Origin of the sequence: Pseudomonas resinovorans NBRC 106553, from assembly GCF_000412695.1 — a bacterium.
GTDB lineage: Bacteria > Pseudomonadota > Gammaproteobacteria > Pseudomonadales > Pseudomonadaceae > Metapseudomonas > Metapseudomonas resinovorans_A.
Genome location: NC_021499.1, coordinates 2,115,758 through 2,130,508, shown reverse-complemented (window position 1 = coordinate 2,130,508; position 14,751 = coordinate 2,115,758). Strand labels below are relative to the sequence as shown.

Annotated in this window: 11 protein-coding genes; 7 read left to right on the top strand and 4 right to left on the bottom strand. The window is 66.2% G+C overall.

The annotated features are described in order from the left end of the window. Nucleotides 1-222 precede the first annotated feature (222 nt). The 7 genes from PCA10_RS09695 (at nt 223) to putA (ending at nt 11,297) form a co-directional block, all read left to right on the top strand. A complete protein-coding gene (locus tag PCA10_RS09695) occupies nt 223-825 on the top strand; it encodes a dimethylamine monooxygenase subunit DmmA family protein (protein WP_016491895.1) in 603 nt (200 codons plus the stop codon). Beyond that, nucleotides 822-1,790 carry a PDR/VanB family oxidoreductase gene (locus tag PCA10_RS09690; RefSeq protein ID WP_016491894.1) on the top strand — a complete coding sequence of 323 codons (969 nt, stop codon included), beginning with the start codon at nt 822-824 and terminating at the stop codon, nt 1,788-1,790. Before PCA10_RS09695 ends, PCA10_RS09690 begins: the two co-directional genes overlap by 4 nt. A 13-nt stretch (nt 1,791-1,803) precedes the next feature. Then, nucleotides 1,804-2,844: a heme-dependent oxidative N-demethylase family protein gene (locus PCA10_RS09685; RefSeq protein ID WP_016491893.1), complete on the top strand. Its 1,041-nt coding sequence runs from the start codon at nt 1,804-1,806 to the stop codon at nt 2,842-2,844. 106 nt (nt 2,845-2,950) lie between these two features. Continuing rightward, on the top strand, nt 2,951-4,477 hold the full coding sequence (locus PCA10_RS09680) for an APC family permease (RefSeq protein WP_016491892.1): 1,527 nt from the start codon (nt 2,951-2,953) through the stop codon (nt 4,475-4,477). A gap of 70 nt (nt 4,478-4,547) precedes the next feature. Beyond that, nucleotides 4,548-5,972, top strand: coding sequence for a gamma-aminobutyraldehyde dehydrogenase (locus tag PCA10_RS09675; RefSeq protein WP_016491891.1), 1,425 nt, complete (start codon nt 4,548-4,550; stop codon nt 5,970-5,972). A gap of 467 nt (nt 5,973-6,439) precedes the next feature. Next, nucleotides 6,440-7,009, top strand: coding sequence for a TetR/AcrR family transcriptional regulator (locus tag PCA10_RS09670; protein WP_041770188.1), 570 nt, complete (start codon nt 6,440-6,442; stop codon nt 7,007-7,009). Between the two features lie 310 nt (nt 7,010-7,319). Next, nucleotides 7,320-11,297: a trifunctional transcriptional regulator/proline dehydrogenase/L-glutamate gamma-semialdehyde dehydrogenase gene (gene putA / locus PCA10_RS09665; protein ID WP_016491889.1), complete on the top strand. Its 3,978-nt coding sequence runs from the start codon at nt 7,320-7,322 to the stop codon at nt 11,295-11,297. Between the two features lie 332 nt (nt 11,298-11,629). Here putA and PCA10_RS09660 read toward each other — a convergent pair whose 3' ends face one another. From PCA10_RS09660 to PCA10_RS09645, 4 genes are all read right to left on the bottom strand, one after another. Further along, a complete protein-coding gene (locus tag PCA10_RS09660) occupies nt 11,630-12,163 on the bottom strand; it encodes a PaaI family thioesterase (protein WP_016491888.1) in 534 nt (177 codons plus the stop codon). 215 nt (nt 12,164-12,378) lie between these two features. Next, a complete protein-coding gene (locus PCA10_RS09655; protein ID WP_016491887.1) occupies nt 12,379-13,527 on the bottom strand; it encodes an acyl-CoA dehydrogenase family protein in 1,149 nt (382 codons plus the stop codon). Between the two features lie 108 nt (nt 13,528-13,635). Further along, complete coding sequence (gene recR, locus PCA10_RS09650; RefSeq protein ID WP_016491886.1) at nt 13,636-14,235, bottom strand: recombination mediator RecR; 600 nt, start codon at nt 14,233-14,235, stop codon at nt 13,636-13,638. 179 nt (nt 14,236-14,414) lie between these two features. Next, nucleotides 14,415-14,741, bottom strand: a complete 327-nt coding sequence (locus PCA10_RS09645; protein WP_016491885.1) for a YbaB/EbfC family nucleoid-associated protein — start codon at nt 14,739-14,741, stop codon at nt 14,415-14,417. Nucleotides 14,742-14,751: the final 10 nt, after the last annotated feature.

The following is a 14,751-nucleotide window of genomic DNA, read 5'->3' as shown; positions in this document are numbered from 1 at the left end:
CCCCCCTCCCCGACCTCCGCAACAACGCTGCAAGAATGCCTACAACGCAGTTCATTTTTGCCTACATATCGTCTTACACAAAAAATTAAATCCTTTATTTTTCAGTAACTTACATAGTTGGCACAGCATGTGCTCTAGCAACCTGCAACCCATCCACGTGAGTGGGTCAACGCATAAAAAGCCGGCCCCATAGGCACCGGCGGTTCTGGAGGCAAAACAACAATGCTGATCACAGGCATCAAGAGTCGGCCGGTCTACGACCAGCTGCATCCACTTCCAGGTGGCACCCACCACCTGATCGCGGGCCAGGGCAGCGGCGGACTCGCCATGCTGCGCCTGCTGGACGACATGGCAGGGGAAGGCCTGAACATCACCCTGCTCTACTCCCGCGAATCCTTCTCCGGCCAGGACTTCCTCGCCCAGTTGCAGCAGCGGGACATCGCCGACCTGCGCATCTATCCCAGCAACCAGGCGCTGGTGGACGACCTCAATCGGGTCCTGGGCGACGCCCGCATGGGCACCCGCCTCTACCTCTCCGGCTCGGAAAGCTTCATCGGCACCGCCATGCAGGTCGCCACCCGCTACGACATGAACAGCGACGAAGTGCTGCGCGAGCACGCGGGTTCCTTCGTCCGCCGCGTCTGGTGCGTGCACTGCGACAGCTACACCGAGAACGTCACCCAGCGCGTGTTCCAGTGCCCCGGCTGCAGCTCGATGCTGGTGGTGCGTGACCACTACTCCCGCCGCCTCGCCGCCTTCCAGGCCGTGAAGGCCGACGCCGAAGTCCCCGGCGAACTGCCGGTCGCCGAGGAGCTCGACACATGAGCCTGAGCAACGGAACCCTGAACGTGCGGGTCGCCCGCATCGAAGCCGTCACCCCGGAAATCAAGCGCTTCACCCTGGTGTCCACCGACGGCGCGCACCTGCCGCCCTTCTCCGGCGGCAGCAACGTGGTGGTGCTGATCCCCCACGCGAGCGGCACCTACCGCAACGCCTACTCGCTGATGAGCTCGCCCTACGACTCCAGCGCCTACCAGATCGCCGTGCGCCGGGTCGAGGATGGCCGTGGCGGTTCGCGGCAGATGCACCAGGCGGTGAATGAAGGCGACGTGCTGGAAATCCTCCGCCCGGTGAACCTCTTCCCGCTGAGCAAGCACGCCCGCCTGCACCTGTTCATCGCCGGCGGCGTGGGCATCACCCCGGTCTGCTCGCAACTGGCCGAGCTGCGCCTGCGCGGCACCCCCTTCGAGGTACACCTGGCCGTGCGCGGCGCCGAGCACGCGCGTCTGGGCGAAGAGCTGCAGCGCGAGTACGGCGATGCGGTGCGCCTGTACCGCAACGACATCGACCAGCGCCTGGACATAGCCGCGGTGGTCGCCGACCGTCCGCTGGGCAGCCACCTGTATGTCTGCGGCCCGGAATCCATGATCCAGGGCGCCATCGACAGCGCCCGCGCCCAGGGCTGGACCGACAGCCACATCCACTACGAGCGCTTCCTGGAGCAGGGCAGCGCCGGCGAAGCCTTCAGCGTAACCCTCGCCCGCAGCGGCGCGACGATCGAGGTCTCCCCCGACCAGAGCCTGCTGGAAGCGGCCGAGGCCGCCGGCCACGAAATCCCCTACCTGTGTCGTGGCGGCGCCTGCGGCATGTGCGAGACCGACGTCCTGGAACTGGACGGCGAGATCCTCCACACCGACGACTGGCTGTCCGACGAGGACAAGGCCGCAAACAAGAAAATCATGCCCTGCGTATCGCGCGCCAAGTGCTCGCGGCTGGTCATCGACTGCTGAACGGAGAACCCCCATGACCATCCAGTTCCGACCCGACGAAACCTACCGCGACGACTACACCTACGCGAACAGCCCCGAGTGCATCGCCCGCGCGCCCTTCCCCTTCCCGGACGACGAGTACATGTACTCGATGAACCTGGAGCCCCACGTGTCGGTGGGTGATGCCGCGCTGAAGGCCGTGTTCGACATCGACGAGCACTACATCAGCGAATGCCGCGACCGTGCCATCACCCTGGAGAAGGACCCGGGCATGCACTACGTTTCGGCGCCGCACATGATGGAAGCCCAGTGGGACCTGCTGGAGCTGATCATGGAATCCTACGCCAACGACTACCCCGAGTACTTCAGCCTGGAGAAGGACGGCAGCCGCTGGCACTGGACCAACAAGCTGCTGGGCATCGACGACCGCTTCACCTTCGGCGACCCGGCCACACTGCCCTATGAGCCGATGGAGTACATCACCCGCCAGGCCCAGGGCGACTGGGTGCTGCAGGAAGAACGCGACGGCACCCTCTACTGGGGCGCTGGCATCGCCACCCAGCGCGCCGACTACTCGCTGCGCTTCAACCTCGGCATGGCCTGGCACGAGTTCCACGGCCCGGTACCGCTGGTGAAGGAAACCGGCATGCTCGACCGCGCGCTGAAGTTCCTCCTGCGCCTGCGCTGCGGCCACCCGGTGCGTCGCCTGAACTGGTCGCTGACGGTCAACCCGCGCCTGGACGTCTCCGCCGAAAGCCTGCCGGACTGGGCGCCGGACCGCACCACGGTCACCGCCGAGAACGCCGGCAAGCTGGTCTACCTGCGCATCGAGCTGCAACCGCTGCACCGCCTGCCGCGCAGCAACGCCATCGTGTTCCCGATCCGCACCTACCTGCTGAACCTGGAAGACATCGCCACCAACCCGGCCTGGGCCAAGCGCATGCACCGCGTGCTCAAGTCCCTGAACCAGGACCTGGTGGACTACAAGGGCTTCACCCGTTACCGCGACGCCGCCGTCGAGTGGCTCTCGCAGTTCGACGACGGCCGCGACGAAGAGGTGGCCAAGGCCGGGTAAGACCGCATCACGCTTCACCCAAAACAACAAATGCCCCTCGATGGGCACCGGCGGACGACCGTCCGCCGGCCAAGCAAACGACTGCCATTCAAATGAGGAAAACAATATGAGTGGGTCTTCTGCGGCGCGTGCAACCGCTTCGATCGATCAAGACGCCGAACAGCTTCGCGCGCTCGGCTACAGCTCCAACTTCAACCGCAGCATGAGCCTGTGGGAGAACTTCTCCCTGGGCTTCACCTACCTGTCACCGGTAGTGGGCGTCTACACCCTGTTCGCCCTCTGCCTCGCGGCGGGCGGCCCGCCGATGTTCTGGTCCTACCTGCTGATCGGCCTCGGCCAGCTGCTGGTGTGCCTGGTGTTCGGTGAAGTGGTTTCGCAGTTCCCCATCTCCGGCGGCGTCTATCCCTGGGCCCGTCGCCTGGTGGGCAAGCGCTGGGCCTGGATGGTGGGTTGGGTCTACGCCTGGGCGCTGTGCGCCACCATCGCCGGCGTGGCGGTGGGTGCTGGCCCCTACATGGCCGCCATGCTCGGTTTCGAGGCCGGCCCCAACACCGGCATCTATATCGCCCTCGGCCTGATCCTGCTGTCCACCGCGCTCAACCTGGTGGGCACCAAGCTGCTTGCCCGCGTGGCCATGTTCGGTTTCCTCTGCGAGCTGATCGGCGCCATCCTGGTGGGCGGCTACCTGCTGATCTTCGAGCGTCACCAGCCCTTCAGCGTGCTGTTCAACACCTTCGACATCGAGATCAACGGCTCCTACCTGCCGGCCTTCCTCGCCGCCTCCCTGGCGGGCCTGTTCCAGTACTACGGCTTCGAAGCCTGCGGTGACGTGGCCGAGGAAACCCCCAACCCCGGCAAGCGCATCCCCAAGGCCATGCGCATGACCATCTACATCGGTGGCGCCGCCGCCATGTTCGCCTGCCTGGCGCTGATCCTCGCGGTACCGGACATCCAGAAGGTCATCAACGGCGAAGACACCGACCCGGTTTCCACCATCCTCAACAACGCCTTCGGCCCGGTGGGCTCGCGCCTGGTGATGGCCGTTGTGATGGTGTCCTTCATCTCCTGCGTGCTCAGCCTGCAAGCCGCCGCCAGCCGCCTGCTGTTCGCCTATGCCCGTGACGAGATGATCGTCGGCAGCAACCTGCTCAAGCGCCTGTCCGCCGCCCAGGTACCGTCCTTCGCCCTGGTGGTGAGCGGTGTCGTACCGGCGGCCATCGTCTGCCTCGGCCTGTTCATGGCCGACGCCGTGGCCACCATCGTCGGCTTCGCCGCCATCGGTATCTACGTCGCCTTCCAGCTGATCGTCATCGCCGCGCTGATCGCCCGCGCCAAGGGCTGGCGCCCGAGCGGCCAGTTCAGCCTGGGCGGCTGGGGCCTGCTGGTGAACGTCGCCGCGCTGATCTACGGCCTGGGCGCCATCGTCAACATGGTCTGGCCGCGCAGCCCGGACGCCGCCTGGTACATCAACTACTCGATGATCCTGACCACGGTCGTGGTGATGGGCGCGGGCTTCCTCTACATGCTGCTGGCCAAGCCCTACGACAAGGGCACCGCCCCGGCCGGCGACGCCTGGAAGTTCTCCAAGCCCGCTCCGAAGGCCGCTGATGTAGCCGGCGTGCCGGCGCAGTAATCCAGCCTTCGCTCCCTCGAACTTCTCCCCTCTCCCTTCAGGGAGAGGGAACCACTACGAGAACCGAACCATGCAAACCAAACTCCTGATCAACGGCCAGCTCGTCGCCGGTGAAGGCCCCGGCCTCGCCGTGCTCAACCCGTCGCTGGGCAGCGCCCTGGTGGAAATCGCCGAGGCCAGCCCGGCCCAGGTCGACGCCGCCGTGCGCGCCGCCGATGCCGCCTTCCCGGCCTGGTCGCAGACCCCGCCGAAGGACCGCGCCGGCCTGCTGCTCAAGCTCGCCGACAAGATCGACGCCCAGGCCGAGGAACTCGCCCGCCTGGAATCCCTGAACTGCGGCAAGCCCTACACCGCGGCGCTGAACGACGAACTGCCGGCGGTGGCCGACGTGTTCCGCTTCTTCGCCGGCGCCAGCCGCTGCCTGTCCGGCTCCGCCGCCGGCGAATACCTGCCCGGCCACACCTCGATGATCCGCCGCGACCCGGTGGGCGTGGTCGCCTCCATCGCGCCGTGGAACTACCCGCTGATGATGGCCGCCTGGAAGCTCGCCCCGGCGCTGGCCGCCGGCAACACCGTGGTGCTCAAGCCCTCCGAGCAGACCCCGCTGACCGCGCTGAAGCTCGCCGAATTCATCAACGAGCTGTTCCCCGCCGGCGTGGTGAACCTGGTGTTCGGCCGCGGCCCCAGCGTCGGCGAACCCCTGGTGACCCACCCGAAGGTACGCATGGTCTCCCTCACCGGCTCGGTGGCCACCGGTTCGCGCATCATCGCCGGCACCGCCGACAGCGTGAAACGCATGCACATGGAACTGGGCGGCAAGGCCCCGGTGATCATCTTCGACGACGCCGACATCGACGCCGCCGTGGAAGGCATCCGCACCTTCGGCTTCTACAACGCAGGCCAGGACTGCACCGCCGCCTGCCGCATCTACGCGCAGCAAGGCATCTACGAGAAGTTCGTCGCCAAGCTGGGCGAGGCCGTCGGCAGCATCCAGACCGGCCTGCAGGACGACCCGGCCACCGAGCTCGGCCCGCTGATCACCGAGCAGCACCTGGAGCGCGTCGAAGGCTTCGTCCAGCGCGCCAGCGCCGTGCCGCACATCCAGGTGGTCACCGGCGGCAAGCGCGTCGACGGCCCGGGCTTCTTCTTCCAGCCCACGGTGCTCGCCGGCGCCCGCCAGGACGACGAAATCGTCCGTCGCGAAGTCTTCGGCCCGGTGGTCTCGGTCACCGCCTTCGACACTGAGGAGCAGGTGCTGGACTGGGCCAACGACTCCGACTACGGCCTGGCCTCCTCGGTCTGGACCTCGGATGTCGGCCGCGCCCACCGCCTGTCCGCACGCCTGCAGTACGGCTGCACCTGGGTCAACACTCATTTCATGCTGGTCAGCGAAATGCCCCACGGCGGCGTCAAGCACTCCGGCTACGGCAAGGACATGTCCATGTATGGGCTGGAGGACTACACCGCCATTCGCCACGTCATGTTCAAACACTGATCCGGACGCCGCTCGCGGGCCCGGGCGTTGTTGAGGAGAACGTCGAAATGCTCATGTACTGCAGTACATTCCGCTTTCTCCGCCCTCCTCGCCTGGCCCGCTCCGCGCGCGCGACGCCCGGATTCGTGCCGCTGTTGTTGTAGGGGCGAATTCATTCGCCAAGGGCGAAGCAGTCGCCCCCGAGGATGCCGTCAGGCAGTCCTGCGGACTGCTTGGCGATTGAAATCGCCCACCTACAGGCTCATCAACCCACCCGCCTCATCCCACCAGGATCACCGCCATGCACGACACCTACAGGGGCTTCCGCCTCATCCTCCTCGGCGTCCTGGCCGAATTCGCCCTGGCCTCCTGAGTTTCCCCGCGCCCTCCCGCGAGGGCGCCCCACCTACCGCTGGGCCATTCCGCTCGCATGTCGGGGAATGTGGAATTACACTCGCAATATCAATCTTGCGAACGAGGCCATCGACATGCGCTACCCAGAAGACCACAAGGCCGAGACCCACAAACGCATCGTCTCCGAGGCGTCTCGGCGCTTCCGTGCCGACGGCATCGATGCCACCGGCCTGCAACCGCTGATGAAGGCCCTGGGCCTGACCCATGGCGGCTTCTACGCGCACTTCAAGTCCAAGGATGCCCTGGTGGAAGAAGCCCTCCAGGCGGCGGCGAACGATGCCAACGCGCAATGGGTCAAGGCCTTCACCAAGGACCAGCCGCTGAAGACCTTCTTCGAGCGCTACCTCTCGCCCCAGCACCGCGCCCACCCGGAACAAGGCTGCCCGCTGCCCACCATGTCGGCGGAACTCGGCCAGCGCGGCAACGCCAGCCCCATCACCGACACCGTGCTGAACAACCTGCTGGTACTGCTGGAGAAGGAAACCGGTAGCGCCGAGCAGAGCCTGGCCATGCTCTCCACCCTGGTGGGCGCCCTGTCCCTCGCTCGCAGCGTGGCCAGCGAAGAGTTGTCCGACCGTATCCTCGCCAGCGCCCGCAACACCCTCCTCGCCCAGGTGGAAGCCGCCCGCGCCGCCCAGGCCTGAGCCCCACCACCATCCGTCGCCGCCCTCGGCATTCGCCAGGGGCGGCCTATGCTTTCCGGGGTAGGGTCGAAACCGGCTGCACCCTGGTTGCACCCCTCCACAGTAGCCGCACCTATCCAGCTTGACGCCTGACAGCGCTGGCTTTGACACCATTCAGGCGCAACCTTTTTCGACCTAGTGGGCGACCTTTCATCCGGAGATCGCCGCCAGACTCTCCCGCAATGGTTGCACCCGGTTGCACCCCTTGTAGGACAACGCTAATCTTTGCGCCGCTAATGCCGTGCGACCGCGGCTGAAAAGAGGACAAGAAATGGCTACGAGCACCACCCTTGGCGTGAAACTGGACGAAGCGACCCGCGATCGTCTCAAGGAAGCTGCGCGCAAGATCGAGCGCACCCCGCACTGGCTGATCAAGCAAGCGATCTTCAGCTACCTCGAGGCACTGGAAAGCGGCATGACCCTGCCGGAACTCCAGGGCATCGCCCAGCGCCTGGCCGAAGGTGACCACGACGCCCTCGAAGCCCTGCCCGAGTCCTCCCACCAGCCGTTCCTCGAATTCGCCGAGAGCATCCTGCCGCAGTCCGTGCTGCGCGCGGCCATCACCGCCGCCTACCGCCGCCCCGAGCAGGAAGCCGTGCCCATGCTGCTGGAGCAGGCCCGCCTGCCCGCCGACATGGCCGACGCCGCCTACAAGCTGGCCTATGGCATCGCCGAGAAGCTGCGTAACCAGAAGAGCGCCGGCGGTCGCGCCGGTATCGTCCAGGGCCTGCTGCAGGAGTTCTCCCTGTCGTCCCAGGAAGGCGTGGCGCTGATGTGCCTGGCCGAAGCCCTGCTGCGCATCCCGGACAAGGGCACCCGTGACGCCCTGATCCGCGACAAGATCAGCAACGGCAACTGGCAGCAGCACCTGGGCCAGAGCCCGTCGATGTTCGTCAACGCCGCCTCCTGGGGCCTGCTGATCACCGGAAAGCTGGTGTCCACCCACAACGAATCCGGCCTCTCCAGCTCGCTGAACCGCATCATCGGCAAGAGCGGCGAGCCGCTGATCCGCAAGGGCGTGGACATGGCCATGCGCCTGATGGGCGAGCAGTTCGTCACCGGCGAAACCATCGCCGAGGCCCTGGCCAACGCCACCAACTTCGAAGCCAAGGGCTTCCGCTACTCCTACGACATGCTCGGCGAAGCCGCGCTGACCGAGGAAGACGCCCAGCGCTACTACGCCTCCTACGAGCAGGCCATCCATGCCATCGGCAAGGCCTCCCACGGTCGCGGCATCTATGAAGGCCCGGGCATCTCCATCAAGCTCTCCGCCCTGCACCCGCGCTACAGCCGCGCGCAGTACGAGCGCATGATGGGCGAGCTGTACCCGCGCCTGCTGTCCCTCACCCTTCTGGCCAAGCAGTACGACATCGGCCTGAACATCGACGCCGAAGAAGCCGACCGCCTGGAAATCTCCCTCGACCTGCTCGAGCGCCTGTGCTTCGAGCCGGGCCTGAAAGGCTGGAACGGTATCGGCTTCGTCATCCAGGCCTACCAGAAGCGCTGCCCGTACGTGATCGACTACGTCATCGACCTCGCCCGCCGCAGCCAGCACCGCCTGATGATCCGCCTGGTGAAGGGCGCCTACTGGGACAGCGAGATCAAGCGCGCCCAGGTGGACGGCCTGGAAGGCTTCCCGGTCTACAGCCGCAAGGTCTACACCGACGTGTCCTACATCGCTTGCGCCCGCAAGCTGCTGGGCGTGCCGGAAGTGATCTACCCGCAGTTCGCCACCCACAACGCCCACACCCTCTCGGCCATCTACCAGATCGCCGGGCAGAACTACTACCCGGGCCAGTACGAGTTCCAGTGCCTGCACGGCATGGGCGAGCCCCTGTACGAGCAAGTGGTGGGCAAGGTCGCCGATGGCAAGCTGAACCGCCCGTGCCGCATCTACGCACCGGTCGGCACCCATGAAACCCTGCTGGCCTACCTGGTTCGCCGCCTGCTGGAAAACGGCGCCAACACCTCCTTCGTCAACCGCATCGCCGACCACAGCATCTCCATCAAGGAGCTGGTGGAAGACCCGGTTGCCAGCGCCGAAGCCATGGCCAGCGTCGAAGGCAGCCTGGGCCTGCCGCACCCGCGCATCCCGCAACCCAAGGCCCTGTATGGCGACGCCCGCGCGAACTCCAGCGGCATCGACATGGCCAACGAACACCGCCTGGCGTCCCTGTCCAGCGCCCTGCTCAGCTCCGGCCACGCCGATTGGCGCGCCCAGCCGATGCTCGGCTGCCCGGCCAGCGAAGGCCCGAGCGAGCCCGTGTTGAACCCGGCGGACCACCGCGACGTGGTCGGCCACGTGCAGAACGCCACCACCGCCGACGTCGGCAATGCCGTGCTGGCCTCCATCACCGCCGCGCCGATCTGGCAATCCACCCCGCCGGTGGAGCGCGCCGCCGCCCTGGATCGCGCCGCCGACCTGATGGAAGCCGATATCCAGCCGCTGATGGGCATCCTCGTCCGTGAAGCCGGCAAGACCTTCGCCAACGCCATCGCCGAAGTGCGCGAGGCCGTGGACTTCCTGCGCTACTACGCCGCCCAGGCCCGCCACGACTTCGCCAACGACAGCCACCGCCCGCTGGGCCCGGTGGTGTGCATCAGCCCGTGGAACTTCCCCCTGGCGATCTTCAGCGGCCAGGTCGCCGCAGCCCTCGCCGCCGGCAACACCGTGCTGGCCAAGCCGGCCGAACAGACCCCGCTGATCGCCGCCCAGGCAGTGCGCATCCTGCTCCAGGCCGGCATTCCGGAAGGCGTCGTGCAACTGCTGCCGGGCCTCGGCCACACCGTGGGCGCCGCCCTGGTTGCCGATGAGCGTGTCAAGGGCGTGATGTTCACCGGCTCCACCGAAGTCGCCGGCATCCTCGCCCGCAACGTCGCCGGCCGCCTGGACGCACAAGGTCGCCCGATCCCGCTGATCGCCGAAACCGGCGGCCAGAACGCCATGATCGTCGACTCCTCGGCCCTGGCCGAGCAGGTGGTGACCGACGTGATCGCCTCCGCGTTCGACAGCGCCGGCCAGCGTTGCTCCGCCCTGCGCGTACTGTGCGTGCAGGAAGACGTGGCCGACCGCGTGGTGGAAATGCTCAAGGGCGCCATGGCCGAGTGCCGCATCGGCAACCCCGAGCACCTCAATGTGGACATCGGCCCGGTGATCGACGCCGAAGCCAAGGGCAACATCGACAAGCACATCCAGGCCATGCGCGGCAAAGGCCGCAGCGTGTTCCAGATCGCCCGCACCGAGGGTGACGTGATGCAGCGCGGCACCTTCGTGATGCCGACCCTGATCGAACTGAGCAGCCTCGCCGACCTCGAGCGCGAGATCTTCGGCCCGGTCCTGCACCTGCTGCGCTTCAAGCGCGAAGACATGGACGCCCTGCTCGACGAGATCAACGGCACCGGCTACGGCCTGACCCTGGGTGTGCACACCCGCATCGACGAGACCATCGCCAAGGTGGTGGACAAGGCCCATGCCGGCAACCTCTACGTCAACCGCAACATGGTTGGCGCCGTGGTCGGCGTGCAGCCCTTCGGTGGCGAAGGCCTGTCCGGCACCGGCCCGAAGGCCGGCGGCCCGCTGTACATGTACCGCCTGCTGGCCACGCGCCCGGCGGATGGCGTCAGCCGTACCTTCCAGCGCCTGGATGGCGCGACCGTCGCCGACACCCTGCAACGCAGCGCCCTGCAGGAACGCCATGGCAAGCCCCTGGAAGCCTTCAAGGCCTGGGCCGCGAAAAACGGCAAGGATGGTCTGGCGAGCCTCTGCGACAGCTTCGCCGAGCAGTCCCAGAGCGGCCTGAGCCGCGTACTCCCCGGCCCGACCGGCGAGCGCAACACCTATGTGCTGCTGCCCCGCGAGACCGTGCTGTGCCTGGCCGACGACGAAGCCGACCTGCTGACCCAGCTGGCCGCCACCCTGGCCGTTGGCAGCAGCGCCCTCTGGGCCACCAGCGAGCTGACCGGCAAGCTGCGCGGCGCCCTGCCCAAGGCCGTGCAGGCGCGCATCCAGCTGGTGGCTGACTGGACCCAGGCCGACGTCGCCTTCGACGCCGTCCTGCACCATGGCGACTCCGACCAACTGGGTGGCGTCTGCCGCCAGGTCGCCGCTCGCAAGGGTCCGATCATCGGCGTCCAGGGCCTGTCCAAGGGCGAGACCGCGATCCCGCTGGAGCGCCTGCTGATCGAACGCGCCATCAGCGTCAACACCGCCGCCGCCGGCGGTAACGCCAGCCTGATGACCATCGGCTGACGGCCCGCCGCGCCCTCGGGCGCGGCACGCTTCCACCCCGACGCTGGCCCACAAGGCCGGCGCCGGGCGCTACATCGGAGGTTCGACCTCCAGGCGACTCATCCTTACCGGGATGCTGGCGCCCACTCTTCGACGGTTGGCTGTCTTTTCACTGACGGCAATGGGGGCACGCCACAAGCGTGCCCCCTTTTTTGCACCAATGAATCCTGGATTGTTTCTTGTAGGGGCGAATTCATTCGCCATGGGCAGCGCAGCTGCCCTCACCCCTGCCTGGCAAACCTGCGGCCTGCTTGGCGATTGAAATCGCCCCTACAGACTTCTCCCGCCCCGCGCTACTTCCCACCCAGGATCAGGCAGGTGGTGGAGCCGGTGGCGTAGAGCTTGCCGTCCACGTCATAGATGCGTCCTTCGGCCAAGGCGGTGGAGCGGCCGACATGGATGATGCGCCCTTCGGCTCGCACCGGGCCGGTCTTGGTGGTCAGGGCACGGATATAGCTGATGCGCAGGTCGGTGGTGGTGTAGCCCTGGCCCTTCTCCAGATTGGCGTGGATCGCGCAGCCCATGCACGAGTCCAGCAGGGTCGCGGCGTATCCGCCGTGCACCGAACCGATGGGGTTGTAGTGCTGCATCTGCGGTACGCCCTGGAAGACGAAGCTGGTCTTCGACCATTCGATGGGCACGAACCCCATCAGCTCGCCAATCGGCGGCGCGGGAAACTCGCCACTGCCGATGCCATCGAAGAACTCCAGCGGGTTGAGCGCCGCCACGTCCGCAATGGCCATGGTGCCGGGCTTGAGGCGCGCCCGTATCTCGGCTTCGGCGGCCAGCCAGACCTGCAGTTTCTCTTCGCGGGACATATCGCTCATCGGGGTTCTCCTGGGTCAATCGGTCGAGTTGCATGTTGGTCGTAATATATCTGAATCGAAGAAAACCGGAACGCCCTTTCGGAGGTTCCGGCTCTTTCTCAGATTCCTTCATCGGAACCCGTAGGAGCGAGCTTTGCTCGCGAAGCTTTGCTACGGGTCTATCGCGAGCAGAGCTCGCTCCTACGATCCCAGCCCCCATTGCATGTCTGCCCTGCCTAGAGGTTCATCTGCTTGGCGATGATCTCGTTCATGATTTCCCGCGTACCGCCACCAATGGAAAGGATGCGGTTGTCACGGTACAGCCGCTCCACCAGGCTCTCGCGCATGTAGCCCATGCCGCCGAGCATCTGCACCGCATCGTACGTGAGGCGGTCGGCGATATCGGTGGCGAAGTTCTTCGCCATGGAGATTTCCTTGATCACGCTCTTGCCGGCCGCCATCTTCGCCGCCTGGCGGTAGCTGAACTCGCGGGACACCTCCAGCTGGGTGGCCATTTCCGCCAGGCGGTGGCGCAGCACCTGGAAACGGCCGATGGGCTTGCCGAAGGCTTCGCGCTCGCGAACCCAGGCCAGGGACTCTTCCAAGGCGAGCTGCGCGGTCATGTTGGCCATGATGCACAGCGCCAGGCGCTCGCTCTGGAAGTTGGCCATGATGCAGGCGAACCCCATGTTCTCCATGCCGATCAGGTTTTCTACCGGCACCTTGCAGTCGTCGAAGAACAACTCGGCGGTATCCGATGCCCACCAACCCATCTTCTTCAGCTTGCGTCCGACGCTGAATCCGGGGGTGCCCTTCTCCACCAGCAGCAGGCTGACGCCACCGAAGCCTTCGCCGCCGGTGCGCACCGCCACTGTGTAGTAGTCGGCCCGCACACCACTGGTGATGAAGGTCTTGCTGCCGGAAACGCGGTAGTAGTCACCGTCGCGCACCGCTCGGGTCTTGAGGTTGGCCACATCCGAACCGCCGGATGGCTCGGTAACGGCCAGGGCGATGATCTTCTCGCCGGTCAGCACCTCGGGCACCACGCGATTGCGCAGCTCCTCACGCCCCCACTTGAGCACCGGTGGCAGCCCGATATCCAGGGAGCCAAGGCCGGCCACCAGGCCGCCCGAACCGCTGCGCATCAGCTCCTCGCTGGCCGCCACCTTGGCGAACAGGTCACCCTCATGGCTGCCACCAAAGCGTTCCGGGTAGCCGATACCGAGGATACCGGCGGCGCCGGCCTTGAGGTACAGCTCCCGGGGAAACTCCTCCGCCTCTTCCCAATCAGCGATGTGAGGAAGGATTTCCCGCTCGACGAAGCGTCGAACCGAGTCCCGCACCAGTTGATGGGACTCGTCGAAGTATTCCTGGTAGGCAGACATGGCAACGCTCCCCGGTAAGATCGAACGAACTTACCGAGCGCTTGCTTGGTTATCAAGATGCGAGTTACGCCATCGATTCGGGCGTATCGGCCTCGGGCGGACGCGAAATCAGAGCCCGATGGGCCGGCGACCCGCCAGGGCGTGGGCCAGGGTGCCGCCATCCACCAGTTCCAGCTCGCCGCCCAGGGGCACGCCATGGGCGATGCGCGAGACGACGATGGCCTTAGGCGCCAGCAACTGGGCGATGTAATGAGCGGTGGCCTCGCCTTCCACGGTGGGGTTGGTGGCCAGGATCACCTCGGCGAACTGGCCGCTCTCGATACGTGCCAGCAGCTCGGGAATGCCGATGGCCTCCGGCCCGAGTCCGTCCAGGGGCGACAGGTGCCCCTTGAGCACGAAGAAGCGGCCGCGATAGCCGGTCTGCTCCACCGCGAACACATCCAGCGGGCCTTCCACCACGCAGAGCAACGAATCGTCGCGGCGCGGATCGGCGCACTGCGGGCAGAGCTCTTCCTCGCTCAGGGTCCGGCAGCGCTTGCAGTGCCCGACGCCCTCCATGGACGCCGTCAGCGCCTGGGCCAGGCGCAAGCCGCCACTGCGGTCACGCTCCAGCAGCTGCAGCGCCATGCGCTGCGCCGTTTTCTGGCCCACACCGGGCAGGATGCGCAGGGCGTCGATCAGTTGGCGGATCAGCGGGCTGAAACTCATGGATGTCTCGAATTGGCGGGAAAGAGTTCCGGCGCCACTCACCACAAACCGTCAGGGGCGACCAGACGGTATGCAGTGCAAGGCGCGAGCGGCCACGGGCACCGGAGTTTACGACTGTAAATGAGGATGCCCGGGGCCGCTTGCAACACAGCAATGCGTGCCGGCTGGGCGTCACTCACTTAGAACGGCATTTTGAAGCCGGGGGGGAGCTGCATACCTGCGGTCATGCCGGACATCTTCTCCTGGCTGTTCTGCTCGATCTTGCGCACGGCATCGTTCACCGCGGCGGCGATCAGGTCTTCGAGGATTTCCTTGTCTTCCTGCATCAGGCTGTCATCCAGGGAGACGCGCTTGACGTCGTGGCGACCGGTCATCACCACGCTCACCAGGCCGGCGCCGGACTGGCCGGTGACTTCGGCGTTGGCCAGCTCTTCCTGCATCTTCTGCATTTTTTCCTGCATCTGTTGGGCCTGTTTCATCAGGCCTGCCATGCCACCTTTCATCATGGTGATTGTC

Coding starts and splice junctions, on each gene's coding strand:
- PCA10_RS09695 (WP_016491895.1), top strand. CDS start 223: ATGCTGATCACAGGCATCAAGAGTCGGCCGGTCTACGACCAGCTGCAT.
- PCA10_RS09690 (WP_016491894.1), top strand. CDS start 822: ATGAGCCTGAGCAACGGAACCCTGAACGTGCGGGTCGCCCGCATCGAA.
- PCA10_RS09685 (WP_016491893.1), top strand. CDS start 1,804: ATGACCATCCAGTTCCGACCCGACGAAACCTACCGCGACGACTACACC.
- PCA10_RS09680 (WP_016491892.1), top strand. CDS start 2,951: ATGAGTGGGTCTTCTGCGGCGCGTGCAACCGCTTCGATCGATCAAGAC.
- PCA10_RS09675 (WP_016491891.1), top strand. CDS start 4,548: ATGCAAACCAAACTCCTGATCAACGGCCAGCTCGTCGCCGGTGAAGGC.
- PCA10_RS09670 (WP_041770188.1), top strand. CDS start 6,440: ATGCGCTACCCAGAAGACCACAAGGCCGAGACCCACAAACGCATCGTC.
- putA (WP_016491889.1), top strand. CDS start 7,320: ATGGCTACGAGCACCACCCTTGGCGTGAAACTGGACGAAGCGACCCGC.
- PCA10_RS09660 (WP_016491888.1), bottom strand. CDS start 12,163: ATGAGCGATATGTCCCGCGAAGAGAAACTGCAGGTCTGGCTGGCCGCC.
- PCA10_RS09655 (WP_016491887.1), bottom strand. CDS start 13,527: ATGTCTGCCTACCAGGAATACTTCGACGAGTCCCATCAACTGGTGCGG.
- recR (WP_016491886.1), bottom strand. CDS start 14,235: ATGAGTTTCAGCCCGCTGATCCGCCAACTGATCGACGCCCTGCGCATC.
- PCA10_RS09645 (WP_016491885.1), bottom strand. CDS start 14,741: ATGATGAAAGGTGGCATGGCAGGCCTGATGAAACAGGCCCAACAGATG.